This is a genomic window from Xanthomarina arctica, from assembly GCF_014638915.1.
GTDB classification, from domain to species: domain Bacteria; phylum Bacteroidota; class Bacteroidia; order Flavobacteriales; family Flavobacteriaceae; genus Xanthomarina; species Xanthomarina arctica.
This window is the reverse complement of record NZ_BMFQ01000003.1, coordinates 137,517-161,768: the sequence shown is the minus strand read 5'-3', so window position 1 is coordinate 161,768 and position 24,252 is coordinate 137,517. Positions and strand designations below refer to the sequence as shown.

At 29.5% G+C, this 24,252-nt stretch carries 16 protein-coding genes; 14 read left to right on the top strand and 2 right to left on the bottom strand.

From position 1 onward, the window contains the following. The first annotated feature begins 8 nt into the window (after positions 1-8). From IEV77_RS12000 to IEV77_RS11950, 11 genes are all read left to right on the top strand, one after another. The gene (locus IEV77_RS12000) at positions 9-1,271 is read left to right on the top strand and encodes a hypothetical protein (protein WP_188465164.1); all 1,263 of its coding nucleotides are present in this window, start codon (positions 9-11) and stop codon (positions 1,269-1,271) included. 28 nt (positions 1,272-1,299) lie between these two features. Continuing rightward, positions 1,300-2,160 (top strand): hypothetical protein, encoded by an 861-nt coding sequence (locus IEV77_RS11995; protein ID WP_188465163.1) that lies wholly within the window; start codon positions 1,300-1,302, stop codon positions 2,158-2,160. A gap of 70 nt (positions 2,161-2,230) precedes the next feature. Further along, entirely contained in the window at positions 2,231-2,695 is a 465-nt protein-coding gene (locus IEV77_RS11990; protein ID WP_188465162.1) for a hypothetical protein, read from the top strand. A gap of 71 nt (positions 2,696-2,766) precedes the next feature. After that, positions 2,767-3,705, top strand: a complete 939-nt coding sequence (locus tag IEV77_RS11985; protein ID WP_188465161.1) for a hypothetical protein — start codon at positions 2,767-2,769, stop codon at positions 3,703-3,705. Between the two features lie 111 nt (positions 3,706-3,816). Continuing rightward, positions 3,817-4,428, top strand: a complete 612-nt coding sequence (locus tag IEV77_RS11980; protein ID WP_188465160.1) for a sigma-70 family RNA polymerase sigma factor — start codon at positions 3,817-3,819, stop codon at positions 4,426-4,428. Position 4,429: 1 nt separating this feature from the next. Further along, positions 4,430-5,581 (top strand): hypothetical protein, encoded by a 1,152-nt coding sequence (locus tag IEV77_RS11975; RefSeq protein WP_188465159.1) that lies wholly within the window; start codon positions 4,430-4,432, stop codon positions 5,579-5,581. Then, complete coding sequence (locus IEV77_RS11970; RefSeq protein WP_188465157.1) at positions 5,574-6,716, top strand: M48 family metalloprotease; 1,143 nt, start codon at positions 5,574-5,576, stop codon at positions 6,714-6,716. Before IEV77_RS11975 ends, IEV77_RS11970 begins: the two co-directional genes overlap by 8 nt. Further along, entirely contained in the window at positions 6,713-10,114 is a 3,402-nt protein-coding gene (locus IEV77_RS11965) for a CHAT domain-containing protein (protein ID WP_188465156.1), read from the top strand. Before IEV77_RS11970 ends, IEV77_RS11965 begins: the two co-directional genes overlap by 4 nt. Positions 10,115-10,289: 175 nt before the next feature. After that, a complete protein-coding gene (locus tag IEV77_RS11960; RefSeq protein ID WP_188465154.1) occupies positions 10,290-12,956 on the top strand; it encodes a CHAT domain-containing protein in 2,667 nt (888 codons plus the stop codon). 11 nt (positions 12,957-12,967) lie between these two features. Continuing rightward, entirely contained in the window at positions 12,968-15,961 is a 2,994-nt protein-coding gene (locus IEV77_RS11955) for a CHAT domain-containing protein (protein ID WP_188465152.1), read from the top strand. 321 nt (positions 15,962-16,282) lie between these two features. After that, complete coding sequence (locus IEV77_RS11950) at positions 16,283-19,657, top strand: CHAT domain-containing protein (protein ID WP_188465150.1); 3,375 nt, start codon at positions 16,283-16,285, stop codon at positions 19,655-19,657. Between the two features lie 39 nt (positions 19,658-19,696). Here the strand turns inward: IEV77_RS11950 and IEV77_RS11945 are convergent, their stop codons facing one another. Further along, positions 19,697-20,077, bottom strand: coding sequence for a hypothetical protein (locus tag IEV77_RS11945; protein WP_188465148.1), 381 nt, complete (start codon positions 20,075-20,077; stop codon positions 19,697-19,699). A gap of 202 nt (positions 20,078-20,279) precedes the next feature. On the opposite strand from IEV77_RS11945, the gene IEV77_RS11940 reads away from it, so the two are divergent. The 3 genes from IEV77_RS11940 (at position 20,280) to IEV77_RS17490 (ending at position 22,653) form a co-directional block, all read left to right on the top strand. Beyond that, positions 20,280-20,792: a hypothetical protein gene (locus IEV77_RS11940; RefSeq protein WP_188465146.1), complete on the top strand. Its 513-nt coding sequence runs from the start codon at positions 20,280-20,282 to the stop codon at positions 20,790-20,792. 145 nt (positions 20,793-20,937) lie between these two features. Next, positions 20,938-21,648 carry a vWA domain-containing protein gene (locus IEV77_RS11935; RefSeq protein WP_188465144.1) on the top strand — a complete coding sequence of 237 codons (711 nt, stop codon included), beginning with the start codon at positions 20,938-20,940 and terminating at the stop codon, positions 21,646-21,648. A gap of 435 nt (positions 21,649-22,083) precedes the next feature. Then, the gene (locus IEV77_RS17490) at positions 22,084-22,653 is read left to right on the top strand and encodes an HNH endonuclease signature motif containing protein (protein WP_229736660.1); all 570 of its coding nucleotides are present in this window, start codon (positions 22,084-22,086) and stop codon (positions 22,651-22,653) included. Positions 22,654-22,748: 95 nt separating this feature from the next. Here the strand turns inward: IEV77_RS17490 and IEV77_RS11920 are convergent, their stop codons facing one another. Next, positions 22,749-24,251 (bottom strand): DUF2779 domain-containing protein, encoded by a 1,503-nt coding sequence (locus tag IEV77_RS11920; protein WP_188465142.1) that lies wholly within the window; start codon positions 24,249-24,251, stop codon positions 22,749-22,751. Between the last annotated feature and the right edge of the window lies 1 nt (position 24,252).

Sequence of the window (24,252 nt, the reverse complement as noted above, 5' to 3'; positions counted from 1 at the left end):
CAAACCTTATGAAACTTTTAAAATCAATACAAAATCGTATGAAACCTCAAAATCAAAAAGCGGCTGTCCAATTAGAAGACACATTAAACTCTATAAATACATTAACTAAAGTAGAGCGTGTAAAAAACTTTCAGAATTACGCTTTACAGAAAGCTGGATTAAATAATGGTGATGCTACTTCCTTAAAAACACATTTAAGTTGTATTAAAGATGGATATGTTGTTGATGAGACTTATAATGAGAATGAACATCAAACTAGAAAGCAACAGATTGTTGAGAAAATCGAATTAAAGCAAGATGAAAAGGAAGGGGTTGAAGGTAACAAAAGAAATATCGAATCCGTAGAAATTCCTTCTTCTAAAGAAAAGATTAAAGACTATGATTCTGAAATTCAACAAACGAAACTAGACTTAGAGGCAAATAAAATTAATACTGGGTATCAAGCTATCAAACATTACACATATATGACATTAGTTGTGTTGCTATCCGTTTACCTGATCTTATTTTATGCATCTGCTATATATGCTTCTTTTTTCAGAAATGCGAGTGCTTTAATAGAATTAGCAGGAGATGATATCGCTTTGTATCTAGATTCTATTTTTGACATCAAGGGGATTTTTACACCATCATATTCTTTGATAATTGTTTATTTAGGTGCTTTTTTATTCTTTGCTATAGGTATGATTCCACATACCATGGAAGGCAAATATAGAAAATTGAAATCCGGATTGGCTATATTAGGATCTTTAGTTGTTGATGCATTATTGGCATATAAAATAGATAAAGGCATCCATGATTTAAAAGTCATGGCTGGTATCGCTGAAGAAGATTGGAATTTTTTAACTAGTATCAATTTCTACCTTGTACTTGCTTTTGGGTTTTTGGCTTACCTAGTCTGGGGATATATGTTTGAGTTAATGATTAAAGAAAAGGATAAGAAAAACGCACATATTTCTGCTGAACTATTAATAAAAGGTTTAAAGAAAGCTATTAGAGAGGAAAGACAACACATTAATACTTTAGAAACAAAAGTGATTGAATTGGAATCACAAATAACCATTTTAAAATCACAAATTGAGCATCTAAAAAGAGATCTAGATCGAGCGATGTTAAATCCCGACTTACTTTCACAAAGCTTAACCAGTTTTTATATGGGTTGGTTACAGTTCTTAAACGGAACAACAGAATTGAATGAAAAAAAAGAAGCATGCACTATTGCTTATGAAACTTTTATGAACACACATTTTAAAACAACCCCATCATTTAATTAAAACCACTTAAATATTAATATTTATTATTATGAAAACTACACACTCAAATTTCGCGGTTACAAAAATATTTTTAATAATATTTTTATTAAGTAACTCTATTGTTCATGCTATTGAGCAAGGGAAAAGAACACCCCTTAATTATACTATAATTCTTGATTTAAGTGATCGGGTAATGCAAGATCATCAATTGGAAAAGGATATGCTATTAATTGAGGAAATGTTTAAAGTCTTTGAAACACAAGCACGACGTGGGTTAATATTAACTTCAAAAGATCGCTTCTCAGTAAAAATCATACCACAAAATGGGAGTCCTTTAAATGTAAATTATTATGAAAATAAGTTGCAAATATATTTAGATGAAGTTGCTGTAAAAGATAAAAATACGGTCATAAGTAATTTTGCATCGACTTTACCAAGCACTTTAAAGGAGTTATTGAAAGCGAGTAAATATGGTGAAACAAATCGAGACTATTTTGGTGTCGATATCTGGAGTTATTTGTTAAATATAGGTAATAGCTTTGAAAAAATTGGTTATAATAATGTAGCACTAATTATAACAGATGGGTATTTTGATTTTGAGAAAAAAGATCATGTTTTAAAGGCTGAAAACAGATTCACATCAACACAATTTATAAAGAAACTAAAAGGGATTGATTGGGCATCCATAGCTAATGAAAAAGATTATGGTCTAATTCCAATAACTTTAAGCAGTCATGTAAATTGGATTGTATCAGGTATTGAAAGTAAAAACTCTTTGGACATCTTACAGACTAAAAAGATTACTTATATCTGGGAAAAGTGGTTAAAAGAGTCTGGTGCTACAGATTATCACTTTATTTTAAATAGTTCAGCGCGTCAAATGAGCTCACAGCTTTTAGAACAGCTTTAAATTCTATTATATTCTTTTTAAGACATTTTTACTTAAACAAAAATTACGATAACAAAAGCTTTCAGTACAAATGAAACTAGAGACTATTCTATTATTTTTATTAATTGGTTGCAATTCCCTTTTTGCACAAGATGACCTTATTATTTTAGAGCAGTACATCGTAACTAAAGTTATTTCAAACTGTAAAGAAATCAGTGAAGCATTAGTGGATAACCCTATTCGTTTTTCAATTTATATTATTGAGGGAAGTCAAGATTTTTATTTTGCGAAAGTATACGCAAAATCTAAAGTTTTGACTTATGGTATCATGTCAGATATTAAAATAATGAACGATTTAGATCTTGAAAACTCTACTACAAACATTTTATCTTTCAATTGGGATTATATAAAGAATACTAATTCCGTAAGGAGTGTTTCAAAAATTGCAATAGAAAAAGAAACAAATGGTAATTCCACCTTGATTAAGACTACGATATTTAATGATTATTCAGAAAAAAATATTTATGTCGGTTATATGGATGCTGATTCAAATTAATTTTTTTAGATATCTGGGTTACCTTTTCTAGTATGTGTTATTAATAAATAAATAATAAAACACATCTAATTATGGCCTATTTAACAAAACATACTTATAGTAAATTAAGTAGAAAAATAGATTTAAAAACAAAAGTGAGTCAGCAACTCTTTATGAAGCATATATTAAATGATCAAAAGCTTTACTATATATTTAATAGTGTTGAATTGAAATACTTATTTAATTTTAAATTATTGTTTGAAAATAACAAAGAACAAATGGAACATTATTTGAGTTATGTGCCAAAGCAAAAAGATGAGAAAAAGTATGTTTTTGAAACCAAAAGAAAACTTAAATATCATTTGTCTTCTGCTTGTTCTTTTTTAAAAAAAGATTTTTTAAATTTTAATATTCCACAAGAAATTAGAGACCTAGGTGATGTTGCTATAGAGGATTACAGAAGCTGGTTTAAAAAGGAGGGTTATGCTGAACAATATTCAGAAGGAATATTGGATGTAAGTGTTGTTGTTTTTAGATACAATAATATATTTCCTATGAAATATGGTGTAGCTAGATTAAATGAAAAGTACAATTTGATTGAAGAGATACCTAATTCATCGATAGAGAGGGAGGACTCAAAATTTAATTATCATACATTTTTGGAAAATATAGAAGATTTAAAAAATGACTACGCTTTTCATTTTCAGTGTAAAGTAACCAGAACATTATCAAAATTTGATTATTTATTACAAAGGAGCGATACAGAAATTGCAAATAAAATTTCAGAATTATTTACACCAGAATTTATTACCAATTATGGAATGGACAGAGTTAAAAAAATGTTTGTCATATCCAAACGCATTAAGAAAGAACTTATGAGTGCACTTATTGATTATTTTAAATGGACATACAGAAGCACATTACATAGTATTGACACTGTTACATTAGAACATTTTGGTTTGGAATGTTGTCATTCTTGTAAAGAAAATCAGATTGAAAATAAGTTAAAAGCCAGTTCAATATATGTATAACCCTTAAAGATTAGTAATTGCCTATTTGTTATGCTATTTCATCTTATTTATCTATTTTTAGGACATAAACTATCATGAAATGTTTATCTTAAATTAAAGTGAATTAGCAGTATGAATATTACAACGTTATCAGACCAGGAACTCGTTGAGTTAGTGAAAGAAGACCAAGATTACCTAGGTTATATTTATAAAACACATAAAGAGTACTGTATATTATTTATGAGAAGATTGATTGTTGGAAGTAAAATCAAAGAAGAAGAATTAGGAGATATTTATCAGGATGTGATGCTGATTTTATATGAAAAAATTGTAAAAGGGGATTTTATTTTAACATGTTCTTTACAAACATATTTAAATTCCGTGTGCCGATACCAAGTATTAAATAAGTTTAAAGCTGTAGGGAAACAATTGAATTTTGAAGCCTATGAAAGCTTTGATGTTGATTCAATAAATGAACAATACGACCCACAGATTCAAGATGATTTGGAAGATTTGGGTAATGACAAAGAAGCACAGTTTACAGCATTAGAGGCTGCATTACAGAAATTAAAAAATAGTGGAGGGAAATGTTATGAATTACTCACTTTATTTTGGTATCATAGGAAGTCCATGGCAGAATTAACAGATCACTTTGGATATACTAATCCTTCTAATACAAAAAATCAAAAAGCAAAATGCCAAAAGCGTTTAGAGAAACTTGCTTTTAATGAAATGAATACATAGCATGACATCAATAATATTACATATAAAAAATAGATTAGAGCCAGTTTTCCAGGAGCAAGGATTATTAATTTCTGATAAGTCAATAGAATGGGAAGCCATATATAAAGGCTTTTTAATGTATATATCGGATCCTAAACCTTTATATCAGGAACTATACCGTATGAAGTTAAAAAATCCTGAGCATGTAATAAGTCAATTAGACAATTTATATGATGCTTTTATGACTGATCTTGCAGAAGATTTTGTTTTAGGGAAAAATAATAAATCAATTATTGGGTTATTAGGTAAAGAGGATTCTATTTTAGATAATAAAATAATTGCATTGCAGCAGTTAAAAGCTGTAATTACCAAAACTGAGCGTCAACGTATCATTCAAGATTTAGATGAAATGGGTCAACGAGCAGCTTTTGTGATTGCAGAATCTACACTTGAAACTGCTTTAAAAAAAAAGGCTCGGACTGATTTAAAGGAGCAGTTTAGTGCTTGGGATGCAGAACTTAAAGAAGTTAAGGTAGAAGAGCCCATGCATGAATTAGAGTCCAAGATATATCAGAAAAAAATGTTGGGTAGTTCCAAAACATTAGAGCTTGACACCGAAGAGAATTCTCGAAATTCACGCGTAATTTCATTATCGTGGATTAAATATGCTGTTGCTGCTAGTGTGTTAATTATGGCTGGTATATTTTATTTCAAATCTTTTGATCGTACCGATAATATTGATCATGTTTTAGCTAATGTTGAAACTACAACTCAAACTGTTTCTATTATTGAAAATCAAGGAATGGGCTACATTTCAAATGAGAAAGATCAGCAAGTTGAACTGATTTTTAATGATTATACTAAAAGGATTGTTTCTATAAAAGACATATTAAATGAAGATACTTATGAAAATGATTCGTTTTATAAAAATGAATTAGATAGCTTAAAGTTGTTAGAAAACACCTATGTTTTTGATGAAAATCAATTGACTCTCAATTTAGAAAATACAAATCAGAAATTTCATTTTATTCATTTCAATGATGCAGGTTTTTACTTGAAGATTGATGATTCATTTTATCATGTTATAAATACTAATTCTCCAGTGAAATTGGTTGTTGAAAATGATGATACCATAGTTGAACAATTGGAAAAAATTATTTTTGAAAATGACTAAATCGTTATTGTATTTTATATTATCATTTTTAGTTTTTAATATATCATTTGCTCAAACAGGTTTGAATGAAAAGGAGCAAATAACTGTGGTGTTTAATAAATTAGTAGCGGCATATGGAAATTCTAAAACAGCACCTAACCTTAAAATTACTTCCACAAAAGAGCGAAGAACACCTGCCATATACTTTGCCACACCTGTCCCAACAATTAGTGTCGATAAAAATTTATTAATAATTTGTAATCGTTTTGGAGCAGATAGTGATAGCGCACTATCCATTATTATTGCTCATGAATTGGCACATTACTATAATGATCATACCTTTTGTACAGATTTTGCTTTTGCTGTTAGAAAAAAGGATAACGAGTTTAGCAATAAATTGAAGGCTCTTTCTAAAAATGAAAAGCTGGCTATTGAGACAGAGGCAGATCACAAGGGATTGTTTTATTCTTGTATGGCTGGATATAAACCATTTGATGTATATCCTGAGTTGTTGGATGCTATCTATAATTATTATGAATTAGTAGACAGTGACAATGGGTATCCAACTAAAAAAGAGCGTAAGGCTATAAATTTACAGGCCCAGCAAAAAATTAATGAACTCTATATGCTTTTTTTAGAAGGTATTGCAGCCAATAATAAAGGAGATTATGATCAAGCTATTTCAAATTTTGAAACTCTAAATAGCTATTTTCCATCCAGAGAGAATTATAATAATCTTGGGGTGAGCAGAACATTAAAAGCTTTAAAGTATAAACCATTAAGTAGAGAAGCCTATAAAAATCCAGAACGTTTTTCATATCCTTTAGGGATCGATACTAATAGTCGTTTGAAACAACCATCGCAAGAACGCAGTTTAGATGAGGCTAGTTATCAATTAATGGAAGATTTATTGAAACGAGCTCAAAAGGATTTTGAAAAAGCTATTAGCCTGGATGATACTTATACTCAAAGCTATATTAACCTTGCCTGTGTTTTTGAACTTTTGGGTAATTCCATGGCTGCGATAGGGAAAATAAATGAACTTCCAAAAGAACAACAAAATAGTAGAGCTGCTCAACGGATTTTGGCGATTGCTTATTATAATCTGGAGATGGAAGAAAAGGCTTTGGAAATATGGAAAAATTTAAAGCTATGAAAATAATAGTTTTTATGTTTTTTATTACTTCTCCATTATTTGGGCAAAAATTTAATGACAGTATTTTTTATTATCATGATAAAAAGGATTTTAATAAAGCTCTGCTTTTTGCTGATACCATAAAAATAAAATTTGGAAACAATAGTTATGAATACGCAACTTCTTTAAAAAGTTTGGGGATTATTTATCAAAGAGAAGGAAATTATGAAAAAGCTATTGATTTGCACCTTAAATCAATAGAAATTCAAAAAGCATTTTATACTGAAAACCAAGAAGACTATCTCACCTTACTAAATAATTTAGCTAATTGTTATAGTTCTTTGGGAAATTATAATAAAGCAGAAAAAATATTTATTGAAGCTCTGTCTGTATCCAAGCCAAATAATTTAGATTATGCTACAATTCAAACGAACCTAGGTAAGGTATATAACAACTTAGGAGATTTTAAATTAGCAGAAGAATATCATAAACAATCCATCGAAATTTTTAAAGATATTCTTGGTGAAAACCATTCTAAGTATAGAATTGCTTATGGAAATCTTGCAAGTAATTATATTGACCAATATAAATTTTCTGAAGCTGAAATAATTTTCAAAAACAATTTATCTTTTTATGAACTTCACGATGATAAAGAAAACCCAGAATATTTAACTACCTTAAATAACCTGGGTTATTTATATAAGATTACTGGAAAGTATGAATTATCTGAGATTTATTATTTAAAATCTTATAATATTAGAAAAATAATTCTAGGAGAGAATCATCCAGATTTTATGAATTCGGAGAATAATTTGGCTGAGTTATACCGATTAAAAGGAGATTATAAAAAAGCAGAACGCATATTGCAGGAATTAACTAAAAAAAGGAAAGAATTATTGGGTGAAAACAATATAGATTATTTAATGTCTTTAAATAATTTGGCTGTTTTATATGATGAAATTGGAGAATTTGATAAAGCAGAAGTATTTCATCTGGAAGGATTAAATACAAGAAGACAAATATTTGGAGATCAAGATTTACGATATGCAATTTCACTTAGTAATGTAGGGCTACATTATAAAGATAAAGGTGATTTTATGAATGCAGAAGAATATTATATTAAGTCATTAAATATTAGAAAAAATATTCTTGGAACCGAAAATCTAGATTATTCGACTTCACTTAATAATTTAGGGATGTTTTATATTCAAATAAAAAATTATACAAAAGCACAAGATTATTTAATGCAGTCTCTTGCAATTAAAATTAAAATTTTAGGGAATAATCACATAGACTGCGCCCTTGTTTTAAATAATCTCGCTGTTTTATATTTAAAACAAGGAAAATATATTGAAGCGGAATTTTTTGCAAAAAATAATGTAGATATTATAATTGATAATCTTGGAACAGAAAATTTAAATTATGCTGACGCTATTCATCAATTAGCTTCATGTCAAGAGTTAAAAGGCGACTCTATTAAAGCTGAAGAATTGTATTTATCTTCATTGGAGATTAAAACAAAGGTGCTAAATGAGAACCACCCCGAATTTATCTCTACGTATAACAATTTAGCTGTTTTCTATCTAAATATTAACAATTATGATAAATCTAAATTTTATGCTTTGAAAGCGTTAAAACTTATTCAAAACTCATATGGAGTTTATAATGATAGGTATCTACACTCCCTTTATAATAGCATTATTTTATATGACGAAATGAATGATGATTTTATGGTAGAAGAATTAATACTGCAAATATCAATTCCTTTAAGACAAAGGTTCTTACGTTCAATAAATTTTTTATCCGTGAAAGAACAAACAAATTATTATAAATCTTTTGAAGCTTTTAGATTTTTTCCACTATCATATATTCAAAAAAAAACTAATTTGAGCGGAGGTATTACTACTAATAGTTATGAAATTGAAACTTTAGTAAAAAGCTTATCCTTGCGTAATCAGCAACGCATTAAGAATAATATTTTAAAAACAAAAGACACCATTCTTGTTAATAGCTATACTCAATTTATAAATCAGAAAAAGCAATTAACACAATGGGATAAACTTCCACTTTCTGATAGGCCTCAAGCATATGAACAACTTGATATAGATACAGAAAAATTAGAAAAATATTTGAGTAGAAACTCTTCTGATTTTGCAACATCAGAAAATGCTCTTTCAATAAACTTTAGTCAGGTACAAGAGAAGCTTAAATCAAATGAAATAATCATAGATTTAGTAGCCTATAATTATTATGATACAAAATGGACTGATAGTATTATGTATAGTGCCTTTATAATAGGGAAAAATTATATATCCCCGAAGTATATTCCTCTTTTTGAGCAACACCAGTTAGATTCATTATTGAATCAAACTGGTGCCCCTGAAGCCTCTATAAATAAACTATATACAGGGCTAGCTATAAGTGATCTATTTATAGCTTCTTTATCTAAAGAGTTAGAAGGAATTACTACTATTTTTATTGTTCCTTCAGGGTTAGGGCATCAAATAGATTTTGCTGCATTGCCATTTTCGGAAAATAAAACATTGGGTGAAGTATTTAAAGTACATTTATTAGGCTCTTCATCTAGCTTGATAAATTATGATTCAATTGTATTTAAACAACAACAGAATCTAGAACTCCTTTTATACGGTGATATTGACTATGATAAACAAAGTGCTATTTCCTCAGTTGGAAACGATATTGTTATTACTGAAGTAGAGGATGATTTTATGGAATTAGTAAGTAGAAGTGGTATTAATACATGGAGCTATTTACCAGGAACGGCAAAAGAAGTTACGACAATAAAAAAGCAGAGTAACGCCAATGGTTATGCAGCTCGAATTATAAATGGTACACAAGCAACTAAATCAAGTATTTTACAATTAGATGGGAAAACAACGCCTTTTGTATTGCATTTGGCAACTCATGGCTACTTTTTTGAAAACCCTACAATACTTGAAGATAACAATCTTGAGAAGACAAAGCCTTCCTATTATAAGGCTTCGGAAGACTCAATGTTACGATCTGGTTTAGTGTTTTCTGGTGTTAATACTTATTGGGGAGAGCCTATTAAAAGTTCTGTAATTGATGATGGGATATTAACAGCAAAAGAAATCTCTAATTTGGATTTGAGTTCCTGCCAATTGGTTGTATTAAGTGCTTGTGAAACAGGTTTGGGGGATATTAATGGTAGTGAAGGCGTTTTTGGGTTACAACGTGCTTTTAAAATGGCAGGTGTGAAAAATATTATTATGAGTTTGTGGAAAGTTCCTGATGCTCAAACAGCCGAATTATTTGAATTATTTTACGGATATTGCTTTCAAGGAGAAAGTGTTCATGAATCCTTACGAATGGCTCAAGGGGATATGAAGAAAAAGTATTCTCCGTATTATTGGGCTGGATTTGTTTTGTTGGAGTAGGGAATGTTATTACTTTTTCTCAATTCTTGAAACGCTAATTACCATTTATTATATGACTATAAGGAAACTACTTCTCATTTTTTTATTTATTTGGCAAACACCTGTTTTTTGCCAGAACGGTATTGAGAGCCTTAATCTATACTATTTCAAAGGGCAATATCAAAAAGTAATTGATTTGAGTGATAAACTGATTGCAAGCCATGAGTTAAATACTCAAATGGATTCACTTTATTATTTAGGTTATTTAGCGTTTAATGGTCTTGGTTATTTAGAACTCGAACAACTTAATAAGGCAGAAAAACAGCTAGAATTTACTCTACAAAAAGCTCAAGATTTCACACAAATACATCGGGTTGTTGTTATACAGCCAACTAGTAATTTAGCTTTGTTGTATTACAAAAAAGGGGAATTTGAAAAAGCAGAAAAATTATTTTTAGAAGCATTAACCATTCAGGAAGAAGAATATGGAAAAAATAATTTAGGTTATACTGCCATACTTGGAAATTTAGCAGAAATTTATTTTGATATAGGAGAGCTTGGCCAGGCAGAGAAATCTTATTTAGAAATTATTGGGATCCATAAATTATTATCTAATGATAATGGTTACGAATATGGGTTAGCATTAAATAATTTAGGTAGTTTTTATTTAAATATCGGGCAGTATCAAAAGGCATACGATTCTTTTGTTGAGGCTTTTCCTTTAATACCAACCGAACACCCAAACTACCTGTTATTATTAAATAATTATGCTATGTGTTTGGATAATTTAGGAAATAAGGTTGAAGCCGAAAAGTGCTATGTTCATGTTATTAAAAAATGTGAAGAAGTGGGTGATTTTTCAGAGATCTACACAACTGCACTTAATAATTTAGGTCAATTATATTTTGAAGAGAAACATTATGAGGAAGCTCTACCCATTTTATTAGCTGCACTCAAAGTAAAAAAAAACATTTATGGTGCGAGTAGTTTAAACTATGCTATAACCCTTGGTAATTTAGGTTTACTTTATATTGAAACGAACCAGATTGAAAAAGCCGAGATTACGTACCTTAAAACACTGACAATTTTAGAAGATAATAATCAGTTAGATGGTAAATATTATAAAAGTACTGTTAATAACCTTGCACTTTTATATATTGAAATGAAACAATATGAAAAGGCTTCCTTTTATTTACAAAATAGTGCTCTAGTGGATCATGAAAATTATTTAGAAGTTCTTACTTTTTTATCTCAAGACGAACTCGCGCTTTTTAAGAAAATAAACTTAAACCCGCATTACTCCACATTATCATTTATGAGAGACTATCCTTTGTCGGATAGCTTAAAACTTTCTAGTTATCAAAACGAAATACTAATTAAAAATTTATCCTTACGCAATCAACAGCGCATTAAGAATAATATTTTGAAAACAAAAGACACCGTTCTTATTAATAGCTATTCTCAATTTATTAAACAAAAAAAGCAATTGGCACAATGGGAGAAACTTCCACTTTCTGACAGGTCTCAAGTATATGAACAACTTGATATAGACACTGAAAAGTTAGAAAAATATTTGAGTAGGAACTCTTCTGAATTTGAAACATCAGAAAATGTTCTTTCAATTAACTTTAATCAGGTGCAAGAGAAGCTTAAATCAAATGAATTAATTATAGACTTAGTAGCCTTTAATTATTATGATAAAAAATGGACTGATAGTATTAAGTATAGTGCCTTTATCATAGGAAAAAATTATAATTCACCGAAGTATATTCCTCTTTTTGAGCAACAACAGTTAGATTCACTATTGAATCAAACAAATGTGCATGAAGCTTCCATAAATAAGCTATATACAGGACAAGCTATAAGTGATCTATTTATAGCTCCTTTATCTAAAGAGTTAGAAAGAATTACTACCATTTATATTGTTCCTTCAGGGTTGGGACATCAAATAGATTTTGCAGCATTGCCATTTTCTGGAAACAAAACATTGGGGGAAGCATTTAAAGTACATCTATTAGGCTCTTCATCTAGCTTGATAAATTATGAATCAACTGTATTTAAACTGCAAAAGGATTTAGAACTTCTTTTATACGGTGATATTGACTATGACAAACAAAGTGCTATTTCCGCAGAGGAGAACGATATTGTTAATTCTGAAGTAGCGGATGATTTTATGGAATTAGTAAGCAGAAGTGGTATTAATACTTGGGGGTATTTGGCCGGAACTGAGAAAGAAGTTAGCATTATAAAAAAACAGAGTGACGCTAATGGCTATGCAACTCGAATTATAAATGGTACTCAAGCAACTAAATCAAGTATCCTACAATTAGATGGAAAAACAACTCCTTATGTATTGCATTTGGCGACTCATGGCTACTTTTTCGAAAACCCTAAAATACTTGAAGACAACAATCTGGAAACAACAAAATCTTCCTATTATAAAGCTTCTGAAGACCCTATGCTACGTTCTGGGCTAATATTTGCTGGCGTTAATACTTATTGGGGAGAACCTATTGAAAGTTCTGTAATTGATGATGGGGTGTTAACAGCAAAAGAGATCTCTAACTTGGATTTGAGTAGCTGCCAATTGGTTGTATTAAGTGCTTGTGAAACGGGGTTAGGAGATATTAATGGTAGTGAAGGTGTTTTTGGGTTGCAACGTGCTTTTAAAATGGCAGGAGTGAAAAATATTATTATGAGCTTGTGGAAGGTGCCTGATGAACAAACAGCCGAATTATTTGAATTATTTTACGGATATTGTTTTCAAGGAGAAAGTATTCATGAAGCTTTGCGAATGGCTCAAGCAGAAATGAAATTGAAATATTCTCCGTATTATTGGGCTGGGTTTGTATTGTTGGAATAAAATTTTTTATAATGAAAAATACTTTTATATCATTTGTTTTTTTTTGCACTCTTTTTGGAGTAAAGATTACGGCGCAAAGTAATATTGACTCTACAGAAATATATTTTCAGAATAGAGATTATGATAAAGTTCTAAAATTTGTTTCTAAATCTGGTGACTATCAAAGCTTAATTGAAAAAGGAAATCAATTATTTCAGGAAAATGACTATGAAAACTCAATTAAATTTCTCCTGAAAGCTATCGAAATAGGTGAGAATTTAATTAATCAAGAGCAGACGGAAATTAACTATACCTTAATTGGGGCTTCCTATTTCCAATTGAATGATTTTAAAAATGCAATCACTTATTTTTCAAAATCACTTGAATTAGGTAAGGATTACATGTTTGAAAACGAGAAAATATTAAGACACAAATTTATTGGTGATTCATTTGTTGAATTAGTAAATTTTGAAAATGCTGAAAAACAATACTACAAAGCCATAAAATTAAATACTATTTATTCGAAGGAATATTTTGATTCTTTAAATGCATTGCATAATTTATATTTATTAACAAAGGATTTCGAAACTATAGAAGAACAAGCCCTTTCATGGGTTAGTGAGTCTTTAAAATATAAAGGAAATCAAAGTGATGAATATTTAGTGGCTATTGAAAATGTTTCCCTCTTTTATTTGTCTAATGATAAGTATAATCTTGCTGAAGAATTTTGTATAAAAAAAATTAATATATATAAATCTGTATACGGAGAAAATAGTATTGATTATCTAAATGCGAAGATGCAGTTAGTTAATTTATATGTTAGACAAGGTGAATTAATTGAGGCAGAAAAAACAAATATTCAATTATTGGATTCTTATATTGAGTATTTTGGAGAGAGCTCTTTAGAAGTTGCAATTTCGTATAATTCTTTGGCTACAATTTATCAAGAATTAAAAAAATATGAATTGGCTGAATTAAACTTTTTAAAAGCAATTAATATTATTAAAGAAAATTTTGGGGAATTAAACAATTATTATGCTTTAGTCTCTGCAAACTTAGGGGTTTTTTATCTTACTATAAATAAAAATAATGATGCAGAATTTTACTTAAAAAAGTCATTAGAAGTTAAAGAAACATTAGATCCATTAGCGGATAAATCTATTTTATATTTCAATTTGGGGGCGCTATATCAAAATTTGGATAGGTGCAATGAAGCTGAAGCCTATGGATTGAAATCAATTGAAAGTTTAAATAACGGAGTAGGAGAGTCATTTAGATTGAAACTTTTAGGGCTTGCAATTACTTATAATTGTCTTAAGAATTCACAAAAAGAATATGAATATTTAATGATGGTTTCAGATTTGTTTTTAAATAAAATTAATGAGATTATTAGTTATCAAACTAACTATGAAATAAAGGAATATCTTGAGAAGTATCTGCATGAAAGAATATATCCTTTGTCTTTTATTTATCGAAATCCTAATGAATTTGATTTAATTAGAATAAGTTCTTTTGAAGAAGAATTAATGATGAAGAACTTACTCTTACATAATCAAAATAGAGTTAAAAATTCAATAAAAAATAGTGATAACATTCTATTAAAGTCAGAATATGAAAGATTTATAGACTATAAAAAACAAATTTCAATTCTGAATGAAATTCCAAAAGCTAATAGACCACTGTTTTATGATGATCTAATTCAAGATACTGAAAATATAGAGAAATATTTAGTTCAACAATCGAATGAATTTTCTAAATCAAAAAACACTTTTTCCATTAGATGGGATGAATTTAGCAGTAACCTAAAATCAAATGAATTAATCATTAATCTTGTAGACTTTACTTATTATGATACGAATAAAATCCCAGACAGTCTTGTTTACTCAGCTTTTGCAATTGGTAAAAATTATATAGCACCTAAATTTATTTCACTTTTTGAAGAGAAAGAGTTGATATTTTTATTGACAAGAAATAATTCTCAAAAAGAGAGCTTACATATTGACAAACAATATACTGATGAAGCTATTAGTGATTTGTTTTTAAAACCATTATCTAAAGAGTTAGAAGAAATTACTACCATTTATATTGTTCCTTCAGGGTTGGGACATCAAATAGATTTTGCTGCATTGCCATTTTCTGGAAACAAAACATTGGGTGAAGCATTTAAAGTACATCTATTAGGCTCTTCATCTAGCTTGATAAATTATGATTCAACTGTATTTAAACAACAACAGGATTTAGAATTCCTTTTATACGGTGATATAGACTATGATAAGCAAAGTGCTATTTCCACAGAGGAGAACAACATTGTTAATTCTGAAGTAGAAGATGATTTTATGGAATTAGTAAGCAGAAGTGGTATTAATACATGGGGCTATTTGGCCGGAACTGAGAAAGAAGTTAGCATTATAAAAAAACAGAGTGACGCTAATGGCTATGCAACTCGAATTATTAATGGTACTCAAGCAACTAAATCAAGTATCCTACAATTAGATGGAAAAACAACTCCTTATGTATTGCATTTGGCGACTCATGGCTATTTTTTCGAAAACCCTAAAATACTTGAAGACAACAATCTAAATATTACAAAAGCTTCTTATTATAAAGCTTCTGAAGATCCTATGTTACGTTCTGGGCTAATATTTGCTGGCGTTAATACTTATTGGGGAAAACCTATTAAAAGTTCAGTAATTGACGATGGTATATTAACAGCAAAAGAAATCTCTAACTTGGATTTGAGTGCCTGCCAATTGGTTGTATTGAGTGCCTGTGAAACTGGGTTAGGAGATATTAATGGTAGTGAAGGTGTTTTTGGGTTGCAACGTGCTTTTAAAATAGCAGGCGTGAAAAATATAATTATGAGCTTGTGGAAGGTGCCTGATGAACAAACAGCCGAATTATTTGAATTATTTTACGGATATTGTTTTCAAGGAGAAAGTATTCATGAAGCTTTACGAATGGCTCAAGCAGAAATGAAATTGAAATATTCTCCGTATTATTGGGCTGGATTTGTTTTGTTGGAGTAAAAAAAAATTAAAATGAAATCAAAATATTATTTATTGATATTATTATTTTATTGTTCAATATCTTTTAGTCAAGATTGGGTAACATATTCTGATTCCATACTTTCTAATATTAGAAAAAGCAATTATCTAAAAGCAACTGAATTCTTAAATCTTGCTGAAAAAGATTTAGCTAGTGTAAATTTCAAGAAAGATACTATTTATGCAGACTTCCTATACAGAAAAGGTTTGGTGTATTATTTTAAAAACGAATCCTCCCTAGATTATTTTCAAGAATCTTTAGATCTAAGAAATAAAGAAGTTTCAAACAACCCAATCAAGTTAATGAAATTACATTATTTTATTGGCTTAAATTATTTTTACAATCAGAATGATACACTAGCTATTAAACATTTAGAAACCTGTTATTCCTTAAATAGGGAGTTTAATCTTGATATTAATCCTAATTTTAATATGAGTGTATATTATTTAGCTTATCTACATTATATAAATGATAATTTGGACTTATCAAAACAATATGCTCTAACTTATATAGAATTAAATAAATCACAAGCATTTAAAGTTTTTGATTTTAAATTTGCCAAGGCTTATGGATATTCAGGTCAAATTGCCAAGGAAGAAGATGTATTATTAACTTTTTTAAATAATTACAAGGAGAAACAAATAAACGATAGCTCACTACTTCTTAAAATTAAAGTTGAATTGACAATGTATTATTATGAGAATGAAAATTATATTAATGTAATTAAGTTTGGTGAGGAGGCATTAGAAACCAACCAGAAGTATCAACTAAAAAAAATATCTGAGCAAGAATTAATGTATACACTTTTAATTAGCTCTTATCACGAAATAGGTGATAATATTAATGAAGTTAAATATAAACGATTAAAAGAAGAACATTTTCCTAATATTGAGGAGGTTGATTACTATGACGAATTGGATATGCTTATTAAAACGGGAGATTATAATGCTTTTGAGACACAATTTAGCATCTATGAAGAAAGGTTAATAGTTGAACAAAATTACGATGATTTACTTTTAATTTATGCGCTTTCAATCACTCTTTTTGAACGTAGTATTTTATATGACCAAAAAACTATAGAAGGCCAAATCAGTATATTAGAATCACATAGAAATCAATTAACTGAAGACAATATTATTTTTCTTGACTTGATGTTGGCTGAGTATTCTTTGTTTACACAAGATTTTTTAAAAACTTTACAACTAAGTAATAGAAACATTGATCGGGCTGAAGATGAATTTAAACTAATGTTTTATAAATTTAAAGCTATTGTTGAGACTATGCTTGGATTACCAAATGCTCAAGAAACTGCCTATAAAACTGTTGAACTTTCCAGATCATTATTTGGGAGTGAAAACCCACAGATTCTTCCGTATTTAATATTACCATTAAGTTTAAATGTTCTTGGAAAAGACAATAGATCTACTGCAATTGGTACCGAAGCATTACAATTAATATACGAACATCATTTGGATGAGACTGAAATAGCAGCTCAAATATGGGGACTTTTAGGACAGGAAGCTAATTCAAAAAATAACTTTATTGATGCCGAGCGCTATTATACAAAAGCCTATGAGATTTATAGTAAGCAAGAACAGGTCACCAATTCTTTTTTATATTATTCCTGTCTATTAGGATTAGCAAATAATGCATTGTTACAAGCTGACTATGCTAATAGCTGGAGTTATCTTGAAGAGACACGTCTATTTTTGGAGAGCCAGAATAATCTTATGTCTTTAGCTGAAGGGGATTATTTTGATGCTTTAGGTCATTATTATTTTTATCAAGATGACTTTATAAATGCTAAAATTGCTTATGAAAAAAGCTCTTTGATTTATGGAGAGGAATTATCTAAAGGAAAGAAAATGAATCTTATTTTATGTAACTATTTTATTGATAATAATGTTGAAAAAACAATCGAACAATTGGAGGCTTTTTATCAGGTTAATGGGGATATAGCTAAGGTTTTAAAAATAATATACCTACTTAAATTTAATACAGGGAAAGATGATCAAGCTAGAATTCTTCTGTTAAATGGCATAAACCAGATTGTTTCTAAAAATGATGCTTACTTTCATTTATTAAGTGATACTGAAAGAGAGATATTATATATCGATTTTACGGATGAGTTTGAATTTCTCAACACACATCTGTTACTTAATTCTGAGCCAACTTTTTTGGAGGAGTACCTTAATCTAAGATTTTATTTTAAATCTTTACTATTATATAACAGCAAACAATCTGAAATTCAAAACCAAAAAGCCATCTCAAATTATCAACAACTAAAAGAAAATACGGCTTTATTAAACACATATTTTGAAGAAGGTGAAGAATTTTCAGCTGAAATTGAAGAACTTCAATATAATAATCGTGAGTTAGAAAAGTCTCTTTCAAGTGAGAATAGCAAGCTTGAAACGCCTTCTTTAGAAAAGTTAACTAAAGAGCTTAAGGATAAGGAAGCTTATGTAGAAATTATAAGGATTAATAAACAATCTAGAAGTGCTACAAAGGATAAGCTTAATATTCTTAATAAATTTACGGATTCCATTTATTATGGTGCATTTATTGTGAAGAAGCATGGTACTCCGAAATTTGTGATTATAGACAGTACAAGTGCCTTGGAAAAGGATTATTTAAAAACATATCAAAATTATAGTGTTGGAGAACTAAAATATAAAAAAGATATATCTAGTTATAACTTATTCTTTAAGCCTATTGAAAAGGAATTGGAAGGTATTGAAACCCTTTATTTAGTTGCTGATGGCGCTTATAATTCGATTAATACAGAGGCGTTTTTTAATACTGAAAAAAACCAATACGTAATAGATTACCTCTATATTAAACCTATACTAAGTGCTAGAAGTCTCTTTCATAGAAATGAAATAAATAAGAACACTGAAAATTTAACAGCGATATTAGTAGGAAACCCAGATTATGAGTTAGAGAATTTTAATATTCCTAATTCAGATGATGTAGTTTTAGATACATCTATTTCTATACTTTTGAGATCCTATAATTCTTCTAGAACAATATCCTATTTGCCAGGTACAGAAAGAGAAATACAAACTATATCAACCATTTTAGAAGCTGATAATTGGGAGACAAAACTTTATCATTTAAAGACTGCTACAGAGGATAATATAAAAGAAATTGCATCTCCTAGGATTTTGCATCTAGCTACACACGGCTACTTTATTAATGATGAAAGCTTAAAATCAACTAATAATAAACTTTTTGGGATATCATCTAATTATGTTCAAGATAATAGCTTGTTAAAATCAGGATTATTGTTTGCAGGAGCTCAGAATACTATTTATGGTAATATTATTGAGTTATCTAATAATGGTATTTTAACTGCGCAAGAAGCCAAAAGTTTAAATTTAAAGGATACTGAACTTGTAGTTTTAAGTGCCTGTGAAACAGGAAAAGGGGATAGTGTCACAGGTGAAGGTATTTATGGATTACAACGTTCGTTTATGCTTGCAGGAGCTAAAAGTGTTATCATGAGTTTCTGGAGTGTTAATGATGACACTACTCAAAAGTTAATGACATCATTTTATACCAATTGGATTGAGAAAGGTATTCCAAAGTATGAAGCCTTTCGTTTAGCGAAATTAAAACTTAAGGATGAATTTCCAGAACCATTCTATTGGGCACCATTTATTTTAATTGAGTAGCTAATAACAAAAATTAATATTCGACTTGTATCAATTTAATTAGGCTGCATAAATTATTTTGGTACTAATGTTTTTTTGTTTTTTCTTTATGTGTTTAAAGGGGTTTTTTGATTTATAACACGTTAGGATGGTGTTAGAGTCCCCTGCTATTACTACAATGAGGTTTGAGTATTTTCTTCTTAAGTTATGAGCCATATGATTTGGCAAATTGTTTTCACCTAACACATAAAAAATTAACCCTTGTTTAAAAAATGCTATCCCATAGTCAATAGCTAGAGTTATATTATAAGGGTCTATGTTTCTTTGATTTGCTCTCTTGATAGAATGCTGAGAATGCGTAAAGTTTAGGGTTTCAGATTTATTTAATTTTGCACTGGTAACTTCCCAAGAGATTTGTAATTCGTTGTTTTGATTTTTCATGATATTGTATTTTTAACTTTATCATTTATATCAAAACATCAAATTGGTAACCCTAAAATTATTTTTATGTTATGTAATTTAATTGTAAAATATATGTTATTAAGACATTTATTAAAAAAAAATGGAATTTGAAGGGTTACCTTTTATTTGAAACCTTATTAATGAATATAAACAAATAAATAACACTTTAAAATTCATTATTATGAAAACAATTTTTTCAGTAACAGCAATCTTAATTTTCAATCTTTCAACATGTTTAGGACAAACATTAAGCTCGACCACTAGCGTTGATTATTTTGGAAACACGAACACTACTTATTCAAATAGTTATGGCAGTACGGTAGCAAAAAGCACTACCTCTACTGACTATATTGGTAACGATAACACCACTTACTATGGTAATTCAGGATCTGTAATTGGTACTTCAACTTCCAAAGTAGATTACTATGGGAACACAAATACCACTTCGTATAATTCAACTGGATCGACCATAGGATCATCATCTGGATCAACAGATTATTTTGATAATTATAATGTGAACTATTACAATAGTAATGGAAGTTCTGCAGGGCAAAGTAGTTCCTCAGTTGATTACTTTAATAATGTAAATACGATTTATACTAATAGTTCAGGGCAACAGACAGGAACTTCAACTGGATCTTTTGATTATTTTGGGAATTATAATACGACCACAACTTCTAATCCATGGGATTAAAGATTAAATTTTTATATCCTAAGCATATCAAACCCTAGTCAGCGCTGGGGTTTTATTTTTTTAAATTATCAATTTTTCTGGGTTACCTTTTTATATAAACGCTATTAAGTAATAAATCAGCTTAACAATTAAATAAACAATTACAATGAACAAAAGGCATCAAATACACAACCTTATCATCTTGGATGAAAGCGGCTCTATGCATTCAATTAAGCAAACAGCTATCCAGGGGTTTAACGAAATAGTACAGACCGCAAAAGGCATTGAAAAAGAGCATCCAGAGCAAGAGCATTTTATTTCATTAGTAACCTTTAATGGTATTCGTCAAAAACTTGTACACTTTGTGGATCCAGTTAATAAGCTTGAACAAATTGACGATTCAAATTACCATCCTAATGCATCTACACCATTGTTTGACGCCATAGGTTTTGGAATTAATAAGTTAAGACAGAAAGTTGAAAGAGGCACAGACTACAATGTACTTGTGACTATTTTAACAGATGGGGAAGAAAACTCGTCAAAAGAATATTCTGGACGTGATATCAAGAGCATGATTGAAGCGCTTAAACTAAACCGCTGGACGTTTACATATATCGGAACTGATCATGACGTAGAAAAGATGGCCTCCTCCATTTCAATTAACAACACCATGAATTTTAATAAAAATGAAGCAGACATGAGAATGATGTTTGAGAAGGAAAAAATGGCGCGTTTAAGATATAGTGAAAAAATTAAAATGAAGGAAAAAGTAGGATTTGACTTCTACGAAAATGAAAACTCAGAAAACAATACTAAAAATGTAAGTACTCCAGCAGAAGCGAGGCCTTCATTTTGGCAGAAATTTTTTGGCAATTAGTAAACTTTACTTATTAAAAACAATAAATCTCTAAACATAAGATTTGAAACAGTGTAGCCGGAAATTGAAAAGAGTAGGTGTGTCACGTCCTAAAATATGGCTACAAGTTATTTAATGATTTTAAGCGGTATTTTGGTGCAAGTCGTTTGGTGTTTTAAATTCTAAAGATAAATTTAATCTTTTAGAGTTATAAAATTTGATTGCATTTTTTGATGCTTTAATTGAATGTTAAAACGCGAATCAATCCAAATAAAAACTGGCGTTTCGAAATCCGTAGGATTTTCCAAGTGAGGACAGACTAAGCCATAGCTTATAAATTGTGTAGGCAAATGTTTTTTATAAGTCACAGCAAATTTTTAAAAAATTTCACTCGGTTAACTTTTTATAATAATGCTTTTAAGTAATAAATCAGTTTAACTTTTAAATTATTTTCAAATGAAAATTATTAAATACATTTTATCAGTCGTTAGCATTTTAATTGCCATTACGCTTTTAAATGCACAATCAACTTATACAATAGGAAGCACGGAATATATCTATGACGCATATTATAGTACAACAGGTATGCCTAAAGTTGTAAGAAGTGAAGCTAATAAAAATGCTTTTTTGAAGTCACAAGGATATAGCAGCACACCTTATGGATACGAAATTGATCATATTATTCCTTTGTCACAAGGAGGAACAGATGACCCGAGAAATATGCAATTGTTAACAGTAGAACAGCATAAAATAAAAACTGCAAGGGAAAGATCTCAAGTTTCACAAAACAATTCAAACCATATATATCAAGTGAAATCTCCAAATTACTATTCAACTTCTACTGCGAAACCAATAAAAACCAACTATACATCTCCGAGTTACAGCTCTCCTGTATATAATAAACCAAGTAATCAAAGATCGAACTATAATTACTCATCAAGTCCTACTAGAACTATTTATACCGGACCTCGAGGTGGAAGATATTATATTAATTCTAATGGGAATAAAACTTATGTAAAGAGATAGAGATATTAATTTTAATATTAAAAGAGCACAAATATAGAATTATGTGATTTTACTAAAATGGCGCTTTATTTGATAGATTTCAAATGGGCGCTTACTTATTGAATTTTGGTACTTAATATAGTTTTTAACACCTCATATATCTTTACCATTGCATAGGTATCCAATTTACAATATTCCAGTAAATCTGTTCTTGTTTTTTCATAATCTCCAGGAAACTGTCCACTCGCCATTTGTGCAAATACGGTGCTTGCAGTACCACCTTCTTTGATTTCTAAATCTTGATATGATAACTCAGGCACTAATGCAGGGAGCACATATTTTATAGAATAGCTTCCTTTCATCTCTGGAGTATAGTACCAACGTTTTTGAAATGGTATCATTAAGTCTTTTAAACGATTTATGATATTATTTAATTCGTTGGTATGTTGTGGAAAGAAGTCTATTAGATCGTTTAGTTTTCCTCTTTCAAAGCCAATATTGTAGACTAAAATATCGCCAGTAGTGCCACAATCGTTTATTAATTGTTTTACAAAGCCTATTCTAGGATCTTCATTGGTTGTCGTTTCAGCTAAATATTCTAAATGTGTAACCTCATCATTTACTTTAAGTTGCACATGTAGCGAGTACTGAAATACAAATTGTTGATATGGCCTCGTACTATCATATATAGGAATTGCAGATCCCATGGTTTCAAAATCCAGAAAATAAAGTGGGTAGGAGAGGTCTTTTATAAAAGTGGCGATTTTGTCTCTATCTATGTAGGTTGTGTTATTTAATTCGCTTGTGACTTGTAATTGCTGATTTGCATTTAAAGAATTATTGTCTAGATCTATCTGATTAAAAGTTGTAATACCTTTATCATATAATTGAAATTTTTTGCTTGCCCATAAATTTGAAATATCAAATATGGAGTTTTCTGGAATGTGTTTCCAACAATGACCTTTAAAATCGCAAGAGTAAGGGGTGTTGCAATGCTCACCAATATCTATATTAGGAATAGACTCTTGCTTTATAACCTGCTTTAAGTTTTCAACTTGATTAGGAATATTTGGTATTACTTCTAGAACCCTGTCGTATACGGATTCTATTGTAAATAGTTGCTGTATATCTATTTCTCCATTCTTTACGTACTGGTTGTTTATATGGACAATGGAAATGTCTTTTAAATCGATGCCAGAATTTACAATGGTGTAGAATTGTATAGCCGCATCAATTACATAGGTGTCTGAAACACTGGTTGAACTTTTAACCTCATAGGCTTTCCAGCCATCCTCATGTTTTACAAGGATGTCTAAAGCTGCTAAAACACCATTAAATTGAAAAGTTGCTTCATAAATAATGGTTTCCCCATTTGCAATAAAATCTTGCGTTTTAAAAACAGATTCTTGCATTTTAAAATGGTTTGGTGGGGATGCATCTACACCATTAGGGAATAACTCTTGAGCCAATATGCCTACATTGTTACCTTGATTAAAAATAGCTTGTAATTGTGCTGGCGTTTCATCCTTTAAATTATAGTGGTGCTTATAGAGGTACAATGATTTTTCGCATTGTAAGCCTCTTATAAACGTCGATTTTGAAAGGATGGGTTTTTGCATT

Bases quoted from the DNA above. Each gene is read 5' to 3' on its own strand.
- IEV77_RS12000 (WP_188465164.1), top strand. From the start codon at position 9: ATGAAACTTTTAAAATCAATACAAAATCGTATGAAACCTCAAAATCAA.
- IEV77_RS11995 (WP_188465163.1), top strand. From the start codon at position 1,300: ATGAAAACTACACACTCAAATTTCGCGGTTACAAAAATATTTTTAATA.
- IEV77_RS11990 (WP_188465162.1), top strand. From the start codon at position 2,231: ATGAAACTAGAGACTATTCTATTATTTTTATTAATTGGTTGCAATTCC.
- IEV77_RS11985 (WP_188465161.1), top strand. From the start codon at position 2,767: ATGGCCTATTTAACAAAACATACTTATAGTAAATTAAGTAGAAAAATA.
- IEV77_RS11980 (WP_188465160.1), top strand. From the start codon at position 3,817: ATGAATATTACAACGTTATCAGACCAGGAACTCGTTGAGTTAGTGAAA.
- IEV77_RS11975 (WP_188465159.1), top strand. From the start codon at position 4,430: ATGACATCAATAATATTACATATAAAAAATAGATTAGAGCCAGTTTTC.
- IEV77_RS11970 (WP_188465157.1), top strand. From the start codon at position 5,574: ATGACTAAATCGTTATTGTATTTTATATTATCATTTTTAGTTTTTAAT.
- IEV77_RS11965 (WP_188465156.1), top strand. From the start codon at position 6,713: ATGAAAATAATAGTTTTTATGTTTTTTATTACTTCTCCATTATTTGGG.
- IEV77_RS11955 (WP_188465152.1), top strand. From the start codon at position 12,968: ATGAAAAATACTTTTATATCATTTGTTTTTTTTTGCACTCTTTTTGGA.
- IEV77_RS11950 (WP_188465150.1), top strand. From the start codon at position 16,283: ATGAAATTACATTATTTTATTGGCTTAAATTATTTTTACAATCAGAAT.
- IEV77_RS11945 (WP_188465148.1), bottom strand. From the start codon at position 20,077: ATGAAAAATCAAAACAACGAATTACAAATCTCTTGGGAAGTTACCAGT.
- IEV77_RS11940 (WP_188465146.1), top strand. From the start codon at position 20,280: ATGAAAACAATTTTTTCAGTAACAGCAATCTTAATTTTCAATCTTTCA.
- IEV77_RS11935 (WP_188465144.1), top strand. From the start codon at position 20,938: ATGAACAAAAGGCATCAAATACACAACCTTATCATCTTGGATGAAAGC.
- IEV77_RS17490 (WP_229736660.1), top strand. From the start codon at position 22,084: ATGAAAATTATTAAATACATTTTATCAGTCGTTAGCATTTTAATTGCC.
- IEV77_RS11920 (WP_188465142.1), bottom strand. From the start codon at position 24,251: ATGCAAAAACCCATCCTTTCAAAATCGACGTTTATAAGAGGCTTACAA.